12 protein-coding genes are annotated in these 15,404 nt (G+C 71.6%); 8 read left to right on the top strand and 4 right to left on the bottom strand.

The features are described from left to right. The first annotated feature begins 9 nt into the window (after positions 1–9). On the top strand, positions 10–1,611 hold the full coding sequence (locus ACFY0K_RS35760) for a peptide-N4-asparagine amidase (RefSeq protein WP_390643324.1): 1,602 nt from the start codon (positions 10–12) through the stop codon (positions 1,609–1,611). 182 nt (positions 1,612–1,793) lie between these two features. Then, positions 1,794–3,134, top strand: a complete 1,341-nt coding sequence (locus tag ACFY0K_RS35755; RefSeq protein WP_390643323.1) for a cation:dicarboxylate symporter family transporter — start codon at positions 1,794–1,796, stop codon at positions 3,132–3,134. Between the two features lie 51 nt (positions 3,135–3,185). Here the strand turns inward: ACFY0K_RS35755 and ACFY0K_RS35750 are convergent, their stop codons facing one another. Further along, positions 3,186–3,638, bottom strand: coding sequence for a MarR family transcriptional regulator (locus tag ACFY0K_RS35750; protein WP_351956092.1), 453 nt, complete (start codon positions 3,636–3,638; stop codon positions 3,186–3,188). Between the two features lie 95 nt (positions 3,639–3,733). Between ACFY0K_RS35750 and ACFY0K_RS35745 the strand changes: the two genes are divergently transcribed. Beyond that, complete coding sequence (locus ACFY0K_RS35745) at positions 3,734–5,650, top strand: ABC transporter ATP-binding protein (protein WP_390643322.1); 1,917 nt, start codon at positions 3,734–3,736, stop codon at positions 5,648–5,650. Positions 5,651–5,806: 156 nt separating this feature from the next. Continuing rightward, complete coding sequence (gene mltG, locus ACFY0K_RS35740) at positions 5,807–6,715, top strand: endolytic transglycosylase MltG (protein ID WP_390643321.1); 909 nt, start codon at positions 5,807–5,809, stop codon at positions 6,713–6,715. 12 nt (positions 6,716–6,727) lie between these two features. Here mltG and ACFY0K_RS35735 read toward each other — a convergent pair whose 3' ends face one another. Beyond that, positions 6,728–7,813: an NAD(P)-binding domain-containing protein gene (locus ACFY0K_RS35735; protein ID WP_390643319.1), complete on the bottom strand. Its 1,086-nt coding sequence runs from the start codon at positions 7,811–7,813 to the stop codon at positions 6,728–6,730. 85 nt (positions 7,814–7,898) lie between these two features. On the opposite strand from ACFY0K_RS35735, the gene ACFY0K_RS35730 reads away from it, so the two are divergent. Further along, on the top strand, positions 7,899–8,327 hold the full coding sequence (locus ACFY0K_RS35730) for a secondary thiamine-phosphate synthase enzyme YjbQ (protein ID WP_390643318.1): 429 nt from the start codon (positions 7,899–7,901) through the stop codon (positions 8,325–8,327). Between the two features lie 18 nt (positions 8,328–8,345). Here ACFY0K_RS35730 and ACFY0K_RS35725 read toward each other — a convergent pair whose 3' ends face one another. Both ACFY0K_RS35725 and ACFY0K_RS35720 read right to left on the bottom strand, forming a co-directional pair. Next, complete coding sequence (locus ACFY0K_RS35725) at positions 8,346–9,830, bottom strand: glycoside hydrolase family 76 protein (RefSeq protein ID WP_390643317.1); 1,485 nt, start codon at positions 9,828–9,830, stop codon at positions 8,346–8,348. Between the two features lie 130 nt (positions 9,831–9,960). Then, positions 9,961–11,472 carry a glycoside hydrolase family 3 protein gene (locus ACFY0K_RS35720; protein ID WP_390643316.1) on the bottom strand — a complete coding sequence of 504 codons (1,512 nt, stop codon included), beginning with the start codon at positions 11,470–11,472 and terminating at the stop codon, positions 9,961–9,963. A gap of 280 nt (positions 11,473–11,752) precedes the next feature. On the opposite strand from ACFY0K_RS35720, the gene ACFY0K_RS35715 reads away from it, so the two are divergent. From ACFY0K_RS35715 to ACFY0K_RS35705, 3 genes are read left to right on the top strand one after another with little or no spacing between them, the layout of a single operon-like run. Further along, a complete protein-coding gene (locus tag ACFY0K_RS35715) occupies positions 11,753–12,871 on the top strand; it encodes a phytanoyl-CoA dioxygenase family protein (protein ID WP_390643315.1) in 1,119 nt (372 codons plus the stop codon). Continuing rightward, positions 12,853–14,172 (top strand): DUF6271 family protein, encoded by a 1,320-nt coding sequence (locus ACFY0K_RS35710; RefSeq protein ID WP_390643314.1) that lies wholly within the window; start codon positions 12,853–12,855, stop codon positions 14,170–14,172. Before ACFY0K_RS35715 ends, ACFY0K_RS35710 begins: the two co-directional genes overlap by 19 nt. Positions 14,173–14,180: 8 nt before the next feature. Next, positions 14,181–15,362: a type III PLP-dependent enzyme gene (locus ACFY0K_RS35705; RefSeq protein WP_390643313.1), complete on the top strand. Its 1,182-nt coding sequence runs from the start codon at positions 14,181–14,183 to the stop codon at positions 15,360–15,362. Positions 15,363–15,404 lie beyond the last annotated feature (42 nt).

Below are 15,404 nucleotides of genomic sequence, written 5' to 3'. Positions count from 1 at the left end.
ACACCGGCCATGAGAAGACGGATCGTCATGTCCATGCTCGCGGGAGCGACCCTCCTGGCGAGCGCGCTCCTCGGCACGGGAGCGCCCGCCGCCCGTGCCGCCGACGTCCCGGCCGAGTTCGGCACCGACTGGCACGACCCGGTGACCGCGGCCCCGCCGGTCTCCGTGCCCAAGGGCGCCAAGTCCTGCCAAGTCACCCTGGCCGAGGCCCAGTTCCGCGACTTCACGCCGTACCGGGGAACGTACACGCCCCCGCGGGACTGCGGCGGCCACTGGAGCAAGGTCGTGCTGCGGCTGGACGGCAAGGTGAAGGGCCGTCAGTACGACCGCCTGGGCTACCTGCACGTCGGCGGCGTCGAGGTGCTGCGCACCTCCACCCCCGAGCCCTCGCCGGACGGCATCGAGTGGCGCGTGGAGAAGGACGTCACCCGCTACAGCGACACCTTCCGCTCCGCACAGGACGTCGAGATGCTCATCGGCAACGTCGTCGACGACACCTACACCGGCGTCATCGACGTCAGGGCCACCCTCACCTTCTACGCGGGACGTCCCGAAGCCTCGGTACCCGACAAGGTGCTCACCCTGGCCGGCGACGGCACCACCCTCACCACCCCGCGCAACAGCGAACGCATCGTCGCCGAGGTGTACGCCACTGGGTCCGGCGGCGGCTGCGAGGAGTTCTGGTACCTGACCGTGGCCGACCCGGCGCCGTACTCCTGCAAGGCGGACAGGGGCCCCTACCGGGAGGTGCAGATCAAGGTGGACGGCCGGCCGGCGGGCATCGCCGCGCCGTTCCCGAACGTGTGGACGGGTGGCTGGTCCAACCCGTTCCTCTGGTACGTCGTGCCGGGCCCGCGCGCCTTCGACGTCAAGCCGATCGAGTACGATCTGACGCCCTTCGCGGGGATCCTCGACGACGGCCGCCCGCACCAGGTCGAGGTCTCCGTCGCAGGAGTCCCCGAGGGGCAGGAGGGCTGGAGCGCCCCCGTGAACGTGCTGGTCTGGCAGGACGCGCACCGGGCCCTGGTCACCGGCGGGCTCACCCGGGTCACGGCCTCCGAGCCCGTCAACTCCTCCGTGTACACCCCGGGGCCGGGCGAGTACCGGGTCGACACCGACGCCGGGCACCGGCTCACCGTCTCCGGATACGTCGACACCTCGCACGGCCGGGTCACCACCACCGTCAGCCGCACGCTGGCCAACGCCTCCGTGCACCGCTGGAACGACGGTGAGACGACGGACGCCCTCGACGCCACCTGGAAGGACGACCAGCGCGTCACGGTGCAGGCGGGCGGCGGTGCGCCCCGAACGACCCGCACCGAACGGACGTACACCATGAACGGCGCCACCACCATCGGAACTGACGACCGGCTGCGCACCGAACTCACCCTCGGCGACCGGGCGGCGGTCCGGCGGTCCGGCGGCGGCTGGTCACGGCTCGACGACACCTACACCGGGGACGCGACGTACACCCTGAACGTGACGCGCGACCAGCGGCACGCGGTCGGCACGTCGAGCGAGCGCTACCGGCTGTACGGTCCGGACGGCTGCTACGACCGCTCGCTGGCCACCGAACAGGGGGTGCTGACGGCGGACCGCAGCCGTTGCTGAGCGCCTGCCGCTGAGCCGAGTCGTGTGCGCCACGTCACCCGGTACGGGATTTACACGGCTGTGACACGGCGGTTTCCGACGGGGTCGAGAACACCTCCAGAGTGATCGGCGCGGAAACCGCTTTCCGTATCGCAGAAGTCCCGCTCGGCTTCGGCGAGTCGATCCCCCCACCAGGAGTGCCCGTGCCGCCGTCCCCACCGTCACTGCCGCGTCGCGTCGCACGCGTACTGCGCAGCTCTCTCTTCGCGCAGGTCGCCTGCGCGCTCGTGCTCGGCATCGTCGTCGGGCGGCTGTGGCCCGGGTCCGCCTCGGACCTCCAGCCGCTCGGCGACGGCTTCACCCGGCTCATCAAGACGATCATCTCGCCGCTGGTGTTCTGCGTGGTCGTCGTCGGCATCGCCAAGGCCGGTGACCTGAAGGCCTTCGGGCGGATCGGCCTCAAGGCGCTGATCTGGTTCGAGGTGGCCGGCACGCTGGCCCTGGTCGTCGGGCTCGTCGCCGCCAACGTCGTCCAGCCCGGTGCCGGGATGCACGTCGATCCGGCCACCCTGAGCACCAAGGCGGTCGACGCGAAGACGGGCGGCGGCTCGCTGCCCACCACGACCGAGTTCGTCCTCGACGCGCTGCCCACCAGTTTCATAGGAGCCTTCGCCGAGAACTCCCTGCTCCAAGTGCTTGTCCTGGCCTGCCTGGTGGGCGCGGCGCTGCTCCACCTGGGGCACACCAGGGTGCCCCAGGTGCTGCCCGCCGTCGAGCAGGCCCAGGAGATCATCTTCGCGATCGTCGGCTTCGTGATGCGCCTCGCCCCGATCGCCGTCTTCGGCGCCATGGCCGTCCTGATCGGCCAGTACGGCCTCGGTGTCATCGAGACCTACGCCAAGCTGATCGTCCTGTGCTACGCGGCCGCCGCGCTCTTCGTCGCCCTGCTCGCCGTCGCCCTGAAGGCCCTCACCGGGCTCAGCCTCTGGAGGTTCCTCCGCTACATGCGCGAGGAGTTGCTGCTCGCACTCGGCACCGCCTCCACGGAGTCCGTGCTGCCGCGCGTGATGCAGAAGCTGCGCAGGGCCGGTGCCCGGGACGACGCGGTCGGCCTGGTGCTGCCCACCGGCTACTCCTTCAACCTCGACGGCGCCTCGCTCTACCTCTCCATCGGCACCCTGTTCATCGCCCAGGCCGTGGGTGTCGACCTGAGCCTCGGTCAGCAGATAACCGTGGTCCTGGTGCTGATGCTCACCAGCAAGGGCATGGCGGGCATCCCCGGTTCGGCCTTCCTGGCCCTGTCCGCGACCGCCTCGTCGCTCGAGGCCATCCCGGCCGGTGCCGTCGCCCTGCTGCTCGGCGTGGACCGCATCATGGACTCGATGCGCGTCGTCACCAACCTGCTCGGCAACTGCGTGGCCGTCTTCGCGGTCTCCCGCTGGGAGGGCGCGCTGGACGTCGAGCGGGCGAAGCAGGTGCTGGGCGGGGGTGCGGCCGAGGTTGCGACGGAGGAGCCGGCCGAGGAACTGGTGTCCGAAGCCTGACCGCGCGCCGCAGCGGCTCCCCTCGTCGGCGGGGAGCCGCTTCGCCGTGCCTCAGCAGTGCTTCGCCGCCACCGGACCGTCGACCAGCGTGTCCAGGAGCCCGGCCAGCATCTCCCGCTGCTCCGGCGAGAGCGGAGCCAGGATCTCCGCGGCCGCCGAGCGCCGCGCCGCCCGCAGCTCGCGCAGGGTCTCGTGCCCCTCGTCCGTGATCTCGATCCGGGTCACCCGGCGGTTCGTCGGGTCCGGCACCCGGCACACCTTGCCGCTCGCCTCCAGGCCGTCGACCAGTGTCGTCACCGCACGCGGCACCACCTCCAGGCGCTCGGCGAGGTCGGCCATGCGCGGGGGCGCCTCGTAGTGCGCGAGGGTGCGCAGCAGCCGAGACTGGGCGGGGGTGACGCCCAGATCGCGCGCCGCCAGATGGCGCTTCTGGATCCGCCACACCCGGCGGGTGAGGCGCAGCAACTGCTCGGCGAGCGGGCCGTCGGGGTCGGGGGTGCTCATGCGGGAATAATAACAGGACTTTGTTCATTGTGAGCGTAGGTAACAGTGAGCTATGCTCCGTGAATCCGTACACACCACACCCATCCGTAGGAGCCATGCCCCGAGACGAGATCAACTGGACCCCCGACGGCACCTCGGCCGGTCAACCCCGCCAGGTGCGCCGCATCCTCAAGCTCTTCCGCCCCTACCGCGGCCGGCTCACGGTCGTCGGCCTGCTGGTCGGCGCCGCCTCGCTGGTCTCGGTCGCCACCCCCTTTCTTCTGAAGGCGACCCTCGACACCGCGATCCCGCAGGGCCGCACCGGACTGCTCAGCCTGCTCGCGCTGGGCATGATCCTCAGCGCCGTCCTCACCAGCGTCTTCGGCGTCCTGCAGACGCTGATATCCACCACCGTCGGCCAGCGCGTCATGCACGACCTGCGCACCGCCGTCTACGGCCGGCTGCAGCGCATGTCGCTCGCCTTCTTCACCCGCACCCGTACCGGCGAGGTGCAGTCCCGCATCGCCAACGACATCGGCGGCATGCAGGCCACCGTCACCTCGACGGCCACCTCCCTGGTCTCCAACCTGACCAGCGTCGTCGCCACCATCGTCGCGATGATCGCCCTCGACTGGCGGCTCACCATCGTCTCGATGGTCCTGCTCCCGCTCTTCGTGTGGATCAGCCGCAGGGTCGGCAACGAGCGCAAGAAGATCACCACGCAGCGCCAGAAGCAGATGGCGGCGATGGCGGCCACGGTCACCGAGTCGCTCTCCGTCAGCGGCATCCTGCTCGGCCGCACCATGGGCCGCGCCGACTCGCTGACCGCCTCCTTCGCCGACGAGTCCGAGCAACTCGTCGACCTGGAAGTGCGGTCGAACATGGCGGGGCGCTGGCGGATGGCCGTGATCACCATCGTGATGGCCGCGATGCCCGCCGTCATCTACTGGACCGCCGGCATGGCCCTCCAGATGGGCGGCCCGCAGATCTCGCTCGGCACCATCGTCGCGTTCGTCTCCCTCCAGCAGGGCCTGTTCCGCCCCGCCGTGAGCCTGCTGGCGACCGGGGTCCAGATCCAGACCTCCCTCGCCCTGTTCCAGCGCATCTTCGAGTACCTCGACCTGCCCATCGACATCACCGAGCGCGACGAGCCGGTCCACCTGGACCAGGTGAAGGGCGAGGTGCGCTTCGAGCGGGTCGAGTTCCGGTACGACGACAAGGGCGGTCCGGTCCTCGACGGCATCGACATCGCCGTCCCGGCCGGCAACAGCCTCGCCGTCGTCGGCCCCACCGGCGCCGGCAAGTCCACGCTGGGCTACCTGGTGCCCCGGCTCTACGACGTCACCGGCGGGCGCGTCACCCTGGACGGCGTCGACGTCCGCGACCTCGACTTCGACACCCTCGCCCGCGCGGTCGGCGTCGTCTCCCAGGAGACGTACCTCTTCCACGCCTCGGTCGCCGACAACCTGCGCTTCGCCAAGCCGGACGCCACCGACGAGGAACTGCACGCGGCCGCCCGCGCCGCCCAGATACACGACCACATCGCCGCGCTGCCCGACGGCTACGACACCGTCGTCGGCGAACGCGGGCACCGCTTCTCGGGCGGCGAGAAGCAGCGGCTGGCCATCGCCCGCACCATCCTGCGCGACCCGCCGGTCCTGATCCTGGACGAGGCGACCAGCGCCCTGGACACCCGCACCGAACACGCGGTCCAGGACGCGATCGACGCCCTGTCGGCCAACCGGACGACCATCACCATCGCCCACCGGCTCTCCACGATCCAGGGTGCCGACCAGATCGTCGTCCTCGACTCCGGACGGGTGGCCGAACGCGGCACGCACGAGGAACTGCTGGCACTCGACGGCCGCTACGCGGCGCTGGTACGCCGGGATGCCCGGCTGGAGACGGCGGGGGTGCAGCCGGCACCGGAGCAGCCCGGAACCGGCGGGCCGGCCCAGCGCGAGACGGCCCTGCGGCCGGTCCGCAGCCGGGGCGACCGGGGACGCAGGCACGCGACACCGCCGACGGGCTGAAGCCGGCGGATGGCACCGACCGGCCGTGGCCGTCCCCGTCCCGTCGGCTGCCTCACGTCGGCCCCCCACCTCCGTGGGCCGTCAGAGCTGACAAATCGCGGCCGACAAGCTGAAGATATGCCGGGTTTGTGACGTTATGCGGGCTAACGTGCCCGCATGCAGATGAACACTCGGTCACGCATCCCGGGCCGGCGGACGCCCGCCGGCCGTGGCGCCTCGACGCGCGGCAAGTCGGTCCGGCTGACCCGCCGGGGCAGGCTCGTCCTCGTCGTGGCCGGCGCCGTCGTCGCCGGTGCCGCCGTGGCGGTGCCCCTGCTGTCCCTGGCCGGTGCCACGGCCGGACCCGCCACCCTGGTCATCCCGGAGGGCTGGCGGGCGTCCCAGGTCTACGACGCCGTCGACAAGGCCCTCGCCCTCCCGGCCGGGAGCACCAGGAACTCCGTCGGATCCGCGGGCCTGAAACTCCCCGGCGAGGCCGGAGGCAACCCGGAGGGCTATCTCTTCCCGGCCACCTATTCCCTGGACAAGGACGCGACCCCGCAGTCGGTGCTGCGGTCCATGGTCGACACCGCCAACCAGCGGTTCGGCTGGGCCCCCGTCGCGGCCGGCGCGCAGCGCGACGCGATGAACGTCTACCAGGTGGTGACCATCGCCAGCATCGTCCAGGCCGAGGCCGCCGACAAGATCGACATGGGAAAGGTGGCGCGCGTCGTCCTCAACCGGCTGCAGCGGGGCATGCCCCTCCAGATGGACTCCACCCTCAACTACGCCCTCAACCGAAGCACCCTCAACACCACGGTGAACGACACCCGTGTCGAGAACCCGTACAACTCCTACCAGCGCATGGGCCTGCCGCCCACCCCGATCGACAACCCGGGCACGGACGCGATGCGTGCCGCGCTCAACCCGCCGCCGGGCAACTGGCTGTACTTCGTCACGGTCAAACCGGGGGACACGCGGTTCACCGCCGACTTCGCCGAACACCAGCGCAACGTCGCCGACTTCAACGCCGAGCAGAAGGCCAGGACCCAGCGGTCGCCGCAGGTCTCGCTGCCACCGCGGTGAGCGGCCGGTCCGTCACGCGGCGACCGGTTCTCCGGCCAGCAGCCGCCTGATGTCCCGTACGGCCTCGCGCCCCGCGCGGTTGGCGCCGATGGTGCTGGCGGACGGGCCGTAGCCGACGAGGTGGACGCGCGGGTCGGCGACCGCGCGGGTCCCCTCGACCCTGATCCCGCCGCCCGGCTCGCGCAGCCGCAGCGGGGTCAGATGATCCAGGGCCGCCCGGAAACCGGTGGCCCAGAGGATGACGTCCGCGTCGACGTGCCGCCCGTCGTGCCACGCCACACCGTCGGGCGTGACGCGGTCGAACATCGGCTGCCGGTCCAGGACCCCGTCCTTCAGGCCCTTCCGGATCGCGTCGTTGAGCGGAAGCCCGGTGACCGAGACCACACTCCGCGGCGGCAGCCCCTGCCGTACCCGCTCCTCCACCAGCGCCACCGCCGCCCGGCCGGCGCCCTCGTCGAAGGGGCCCTCGCGGAAGACCGGCGGGCGCCGGGTGACCCAGGTCGTGGCGGCCGCGTACGGGGCGAGTTCCAGCAGGTGCTGGGTGCCGGAGGCGCCGCCGCCGACGATCACGACCCGTTTCCCGGCGAACTCCTCGGGCCCGGCGTACTGCGCGGTGTGCAACTGCCGTCCGCGGAAGGTCTCCTGGCCCGGGTAGCGCGGCCAGAACGGCCGGTCCCAGGTGCCGGTGGCGTTGATCAGCGCCCGTGCCGACCAGTCGCCGTGGTCGGTCTCGACGAGCAGCCGCCCGCCCTCGCCTTCGCGCACCGCGCGGACGTCGACCGGCCGGTGCACCCGCAGGCCGAAGGTGCGCTCGTACTCCGCGAAGTACTCCCCGATGACCTCGGCGGACGGCCGCGCCGGGTCCGCCCCGGTCAGCTCCATGCCCGGGAGCGCGTGCATCCCGTGCACCTTGCCGTAGGTCAGGGACGGCCACCGGAACTGCCAGGCGCCGCCGGGCGCGGGGGAATGGTCGAGCACGACGAAGTCGCGGTCCGGCTCGAAACGGGTGCGCCGCAGGTGATAGGCGCTGGACAGACCTGCCTGACCAGCGCCGATGACGACTACCTCGACCTCATCGGCCGCACGCGCGTTGTTCACGCTTCTACCAACAGCGGAGACGGCCGCGGATCTTCCCGGCCCGGCCGCTGTGCCGGCCGCGTCGCGCATGGGACAGGATGGAGGCATGTCGGATGCCTTCACCACACGAGAGCTCGACGTCGCCACCGGCAGCCGGGAGCGGGTCGTCGACCTGACCGGCGACTGCGAGGACTTCCTCCGCAAGGCCGCGGCCGGCCGCGACGGACTGCTGAACATCTTCGTCCCGCACGCGACGGCCGGCATCGCGGTCCTGGAGACCGGCGCCGGCAGCGACGACGACCTGCTGGCCGCCCTGCACACCCTGCTCCCCGCCGACGACCGCTGGCAGCACCGGCACGGCAGCCCCGGACACGGCCGCGACCACGTCCTCCCGGCGATCGTCCCCCCGCACGCGACTCTCCCGGTGATCGAGGGCCGCCTGGCGCTGGGCACCTGGCAGTCGGTATGCCTGGTCGACACGAACCGGGACAATCCGCAACGAAAGGTACGACTCACGTTCCTCGGTGGCTCCTGACCCCCGGGTCGCTGTCGGTCAGTACGCCGCGTCCAGCAGATCGACGGCGCTCTGCTGACGGGCGGCGTCCACCTGGTCGAGCGGTCCGTGCCAGCGCAGGCCGTACTGGTCGAGGGCGTTGCGGTCGCTCGCGCGGGCGCGGTCGGCCTGGCGTTCGAGGTAGGCGGTGTACGGGTGGTCCGGCAGGACCGAGTCGAGTCTGCCGAGGCCGCGTACGTCGGCGCCCTTGAAGGACGGGCCGTCGGCTCCGCAGTCGCCGCTCTCGCACGGGTCGCGCAGGATGCCGTCGGAGGTGTGGAGCAGGGGGGTCGTGGTGGCGGCGTCGGCGATCTGTCGTGCGCTGGTGAGGAGTTGGCCGTCGCCCGTGGCCCGGTACAGCTCGGCGAGCGCGCCGAGGAGCACGCCCTGGTTGTACGACCAGACGGCCTGCCCGTTGTTGCCGCAGGTGGACAGGTCGATGCCGTCGTTGACCAGGTGCGAGCCATTGACCATGCCGGTGCCCTGGAACCAGGTCCAGCCGGCCCGGGCCCGGCCCAGGTACGTCGTGTCGCCCTGCAGCCGGTTGTGGAGAGCCGCGTTGAGCTGGATGTAGAGGGAGTTGGCGATCGCGTTCTTGTACGTCCGCGCCGTGCTCCACCACACTCCGCCGCCGCAGGTGGAGTCCCAGTAGGCGGCCATGTGGTCGGCGTCCGCGCGGGCCGTGGCCAGGTAGCGGCTGTCGCCGGTCAGGTCGTAGGCGGCGACCCAGGTGAGGCCCCACCAGCCGGTGTCGTCGATGTAGTCGTTGCGGAACTGCCCGCCCTGCGCGTTGACGTTGAGGTCGTAGGTGCGGGCGACGGCGTACCGGTAACTGCCCATGCCCGTCACGCGGATGTTGTCGATGACGGCGGTGAGGGCGTTCGCGGAGTTCCACCAGCCGGTGGTGTCGAACAGGCCGGTTCCGTAGTCGTAGAAGGCCATCAGGCCGGTGGCCGCCGCGGTGCGCGGCTCGCCCGCGTTCCAGGTGGTGCGGGCCCAGGGGGTGCACGCGATCTCGGCGCGGTCCCCGGCCTTTCCGCAGGCGCGCAGGGCTCCGACACCGAGGGCGTTCCAGTCGTCGACGTTGTACATGAGCGTGCGCCGACCGCGCTGTCCTGCGGGCACGCTGGTGTCGCCGAGCTTGCTGCCCGAACTCCAGGTGCGGCCGCCGTCGAAGGAGCGGTCGAGCCACACCTCGTCCCCCGGACTGCCGTTGTCGATGGAGGCCCAGCCCATCGCGTCGGTGTCGTCGAAGTGCAGGACGATCGACCGTGCGTAGATGCCGGCCGTGACCGGGGTGCGGTCGCCCGGGGAGAGCGCGGGGTCCCGGGCGTCGCAGTACTTGTTGCAGACGGCCGCCGTCGCGCCCGTGTCGGCCGCGGTTGCCGGGGGCGTGAGGGTGAGGAGTGCGGTGAACAGTGCCGGAGCGAGTGCCGCCGCCGGTAGGCGAAGGCGGCGGCCGCTCGGTCTGCGCACGGAGGGCATGGGGACCTCCCTGCTTCGGGGGGATGTGAGAGCGCTCTCGGAACGTAGGAAAGGGAAGAGGAGGCGTCAACTTCGCGCGCGTGTAAGGATGTTGCACTCAGGTCCGTACCGATCTGCACTCAGGTCTGCACTAAAGGGCACCCGCCAGCACCTCGGCGGCGGCCACTCCGGAGGCGGCCGTGGCGCCGTGCGTGAAGATCTGGGCGGCGGAGGGGACGACGGTGCCCGGCAGGCCCATCTCCACGACGATCGCGTCGGGCCGGGCGGCGACCAGTTCCGTGAGGGCCTGCGCCATCCACGCGTGCCGGGCGGCGTCCCGCACCACCACGACCAGGGGCCGTCCCGAGGCGGGGGCGAGCGCCCGCGTCTCCAGCGTGCCGGCGCGGGACAGCACCTCCTCGCGGCCCACCCGGACCGAGGTGGTCCCCGGCAGCCGCTCGCCCAGCGGGGCGGCCACGCCCCAGGGGGTCTCCTTGCCGATGGCCAGATTGGTGGTGGGCACCAGTTCGACCACGTGCGGCGCGTTGACCAGGGGCAGGGCGTGCCGGACGGCTCCGGTCAGCCGGATGGCGCGGCGGGCCGCCGTGAAGCCGATGCCGTCGGCGTCCCAGACGGCGGCGCCCGCCGGGTTCAGCCCCGCCGACCAGGCCGCGAACTCGCGGACGCGAAGACTCGCCTCGGCGAGCCGCTCCTCCGGCAGGCCGCCCGCCAGGACGGCGTCCGCGAGGGCGTTCACGAGCAGGGCGGCGGTGGCCTCGTCGGCGTTCTCACCGCCGACGCAGACGGCGTCGGCACCGGCGGCGACGGCCCGGACCGTGGCCCCGCCGATCCCGTACCGGCCGGTCACGGCGCCCATCTCGATGGCGTCGGTGACGATGACGCCGTCGAACCCGAGCTCCTGGCGCAGCAGTTCCTCCAGGATGCGGCGGCTCAGTGTGGCGGGCAGGACGGGGTCGTAGGCGGGGACCAGCAGGTGGCCGCTCATCACCGCGCGGACGCCGGCGTCGAGGGCGGCCCGGAACGGCGGCAGGGCCTGCTCGGTGATCCGGTCGCGGTCGGCTTCGTAGACGGGCAGCCCGTGGTGGGAGTCGACCGCCACGTCGCCGTGGCCGGGGAAGTGCTTGGCGCAGGCGGCGACTCCGGCCGACTGGAGTCCGCGGATCCAGGCACCGGTGTGCCGCGCCACGACCTTGGCGTCGACGCCGAAGGATCTGACCCCGATGATCGGGTTGTCGGGGTTGGAGTTCACGTCCGCGCTCGGCGCGTAGTCGAGGCTCACCCCGGCGGTGCGCAGCTGGCGGCCCAGGTCGGCGGCGACGGCCTCGGTGAGTTCGGTGTCGTCGACGGTTCCGAGTGCGAAGTTGCCCGGCCGGGTGGAGCCGGTCGCCGACTCGATCCGGGTGACGTCACCGGCCTCCTCGTCGATCGCGATGATCAACTCGGGGTTCTCTGCGCGTAGTTGCCCGGTCAGCCGGGCGACCTGCTCGGGCGTGACGATGTTGCGGGAGAAGAGCACGACCGAGGCCAGCCCGTCCCCGATCTCGCGCAGCACCCAGTCGGGGGCCTCGGTGCCCACGAACCCCGGCTGCAGGACGGAGCGCGCCAGCCGTCGCAACTCCTGGCTGTGCTTGCTGGAGACCATAGCGTGCACCCTCCTGTTGGTACAGACCAATGCGTCTCCGTCAGGCTAACGGCACGTGTCAAGAGGGCCCGGGGCGTGCCCTGTTGGCGCAACGCGCCCTCAACTGGGGTGTTTGACAGGATGAGTTGGTCTAGTCCAAGTTGGAGGCACGCGAGTTCGAAGAGGGGCCGGTGTGGCCCGTGGTGCAGTGACCCTGCAGGCACGGTCCCCGCCCCTCACTCCGCGCAGTTGGCGACCCGGACGGGCCGCCGGTACCTGATATCGAGGTGTGGAGCACCGCATGCCCACGACTGACCGTTATCTCCATCGAGCCCCCTCGGACATCCCCTACTTCAGCTCGGACGGCGAGACCTATCTCGCCCAGACACCCCTGCGGGACCTGACCAAGACCCGCCCGCTGCGAGTCCTCTCCGAGGAGGACCTCGCCCACTGGCAGACGTACGGCTACGTGGTGGTGAAGCAGGCCATTCCCACCGCCGCGGCCCGTGAACTGCTCGACTTCGCCTGGGAGTTCCAGGGGCTGGACCCCGAGCGCCCGGAGACCTGGTACGAGGAGCGCGAGTACCGCTCCGACCTGGACCGGGACCTGCACATCTATGGCTTCGTCGAGGCCTACCACCACCAGCTCATCTGGGACAGCAGGCAGAACCGCCGGGTCTACGACGCCTTCGTCGACGTCTGGGACTGCGAAGAGCTCTGGGTGACCCTCGACCGGCTCAACCTGAACCCGCCCAACATCAAGAACCGCGACCGGGCCCTGATCCCGGGCACCGCCGAGGGCTTCGACATCGAACTGCACTGGGACGTCGACACCACGCTCGGCGTGCTGCCGCAGCGGGTCCAGGGGATCGTCGCCCTCACCGACACCAGGCCCGAACTGGGTGGCTTCCAGTGCTGCCCCGAGCTGTTCAAACGCTTCGACCAGTGGAAGGCGTTCCAGCCCGCGGACCGCGACCCGATCCGGCCCAGGATCGACCGCGCCGAGTTCCCCGTGGTGCGCCCGCAGCTCGAAGCCGGCGACCTGCTCATCTTCAACGGCCTGCTGGCGCACGGCGTGGCACCGAACACCTCCGAACGGACGGTACGCGCCGTCCAGTACCTGTCGATGATGCCGGCGCTGGAGTCCCACGACACGCTCAGGCGTTCCCGGGTCGAGTCCTGGCGCACCCTCGCCACGCCCGACTGGAACGCGACCCTGCTGGGCGACGCCACACGCCACGAGTCCCTGCGGTACGGCAGGGCCACGCTCGACGACCTCGGCGCCAAGCTGCTGGGCCTCAGGTCCTGGACCGGGGTGGACTTCGACGGGGCGGGCCTCGACGGGGCGGGCCTCGACGGGGCGGGCCTCGACGGGGCGGAGCGGCCGGCCGGAGAAGAGACATGCGCCGAATCTGCCTGACCCTGCCGACCAACAGGCCCTGCGCGGCGACCATCACGGCCCTGGCCGAGGAAGCGGCCTACGCCGTCCGGCACTTCGACGTCGAGGTGCACCTCCTGATCCTGGACTCCTGCGCGGCACCGGCCTTCGCCGAACACGCCGAGGCCGTGCGCAGGGCGCCCTACGATCCGCGGACCGTCGTCCACCATCTCGACGAGGCGCGGCAGCGGGACTTCCTGCGGCGCGCGATCGACCGGTCCGCGGCCACGAAGCCCGACCTCCTGCTGGACCTGATGCTTCCCGCGGGAGTCTCCTACGGCGCCTGCACCAACCGCGCCTTCCTGATCGCCGCCGCACTCGGCTGCGAGTCCGTGCACCGCAGGGACTCCGACAGCCGCTACCAGGAGGTGGACGGCGAGCCCGTCTTCCCCGTCCACCACGAACTGCTGTCGCTCGGCAGGCGCGCGGCCGACGCCGCCCGCCACGTCACCGGGACCGCACTCGCCGCCGACCGCATGGACCGGCGGGTGGCCATGGTCGGCAGCTCCTTCGTGGGCGAACTGTCCGTGGACATAAGCGAGATACTCCGGATCGACCCGGACGTGTACCACGACATGGTCGGCCTGTGGGCGCCCGCGCACTGGTCGCCCGAGCAGAAGCGGGAACTCGCGGAGGAGTCCTTCCGGGGCGCCGGCACGGACGCCTTCACCGCGGACCACTCCACCCTGACCGTGGTCGATCCCATGCGCGTGGACATGTGCAACATCGCCTTCCACGGCGTGCACGAACACGTGCCGCTGCCGCCGGCCACCGACACGATCGGCAGCGACTACTTCCTGATCCACCTGGTGCACGACGCCGCCCTGCCCGGCGTCCTGCACAACCGGAACATCGTCAACTTCTACACCGGCGAACGCCGGACCGACTCCGGCTTCGTCGCGTACCAGCTGCGCTTCGTCAAGTTCCTGCTGTCGATGCTCTACTTCAACTTCGTCTACGACCGGATGGGGCGGGCCGGCGAGTCGCTGCTCGACGGGCAGGAGCAGGTGCGCTCGTCCGTCGTGGCCCGGCTGGCCGGGGAGAGCGCGGGACTCGACCGGGGCGAGAACGTGCAGCGGCTGGACGTCCTCGACACCGCGTACCGCAGACTCGGCGGCCGCTACGCCGAGTTCGCCGACCTGCTGAGCGGACGCCGCGAACGCCTGCTGGACGAAGCGCGCGGCGACATCGAGGACTTCGCCCTGCTCACGGAGGCGTGGGAGCCGCTGGTCGAGGCGGCCCGCCACACTTCCGTGCCCGGGACGCCCGGGCCGCAGCGGTGACGGCGACCATGGCCCACGTCTCCCCGCTGCGCGCCGCGCTGACGGACGCCACCGACGACGGGATCTTCTTCGACCTGGCCGGAATCCGGCGCGGCTACCACACCCTGCGGCGCGAACTGCCCGGCGTCGACATCCGGTTCGCCCTGAAGTCCTGCCCGGTGGACGAGGTGCTCGGCTGCCTCGCGGGCGAGGGCGCCGGGGTCGACGGGGCGAGCCCGCACGAACTGGAGCAGGCGCTGCGGGCGGGCGTGCCGGCCGGCCGGACGCACTACGGCAACACCGTCAAGTCCGACCGGGACATCGCCGAGGCCCACCGGCTCGGCGTCCGGGACTTCGCGACCGACAGCATCGAGGACCTGGCGGCCATCGCGGCCCACGCCCCGGGAGCCCGCGTGTTCTGCCGGCTGGCGACGAGCGGCGACGGCGCACTGTGGGGACTGAGCAACAAGTTCGGCTGCTCGCCCGCCGACGCGGTACGCATCCTGGCAGCGGCCCGGGGGATGGGCCTGACACCCTCCGGACTGTCCGTGCACGTCGGCTCCCAGCAGATGACGGCCGACGCCTGGCACAACGCCGTCGACTGTCTGGCGGACGTCCTGACCGCGCTGGGCCGGCGGGGGATCGTCCTCGACCACGTCAACCTCGGCGGCGGCCTGCCGGCCCTGGGCTACCTCGACCGGCACGGCCTCCCCCTGGAACCGCCGCTCGACAAGATCTTCGCCGTCATCCGGGAGGGAATGCGCCACCTCAGGAAGGTCCACGGCGAGCACCTCGCGTTCGTCATGGAGCCGGGGCGTCACCTCGTCGCCGACCACGGAGCCGTCCGCGCCCACGTCGCCCGCCTGTCCGAGCGGCAACGGCCGGACGGCGAGCGGCAGCACTGGCTCTACCTGAGCTGCGGCAAGTTCAACGGCCTCTACGAGATGGACGCGCTCCAGTACCCGCTCGTCTTCCCGACCCACCCCGACGCCGGGTCCGGGTACGTCCCCGCCGTCCTGGCGGGGCCCACCTGCGACAGCGACGACGCCTACCCCCAGGGCCACGCCCTCGTCCACGTCCCCCGGGACCTGGCCTCCGGCGACCCCGTCTGGGTGCTCTCCAGCGGCGCCTACGCGATCAGCTACACCACCCAGGGCTTCAACGGCTTCGCCCCGCTCCCGTACACCTGCGTCGGCGGAGGACGACCGTGAGCGGCGATGGCGTACGGATACGCCACATCGCCGATGCCGACT

Source organism: Streptomyces sp. NPDC001507 (assembly GCF_042894765.1).
GTDB lineage: Bacteria > Actinomycetota > Actinomycetes > Streptomycetales > Streptomycetaceae > Streptomyces.
Note: the sequence above shows the minus strand (reverse complement) of the source record. Positions and strands in the feature narration are given on the sequence as shown.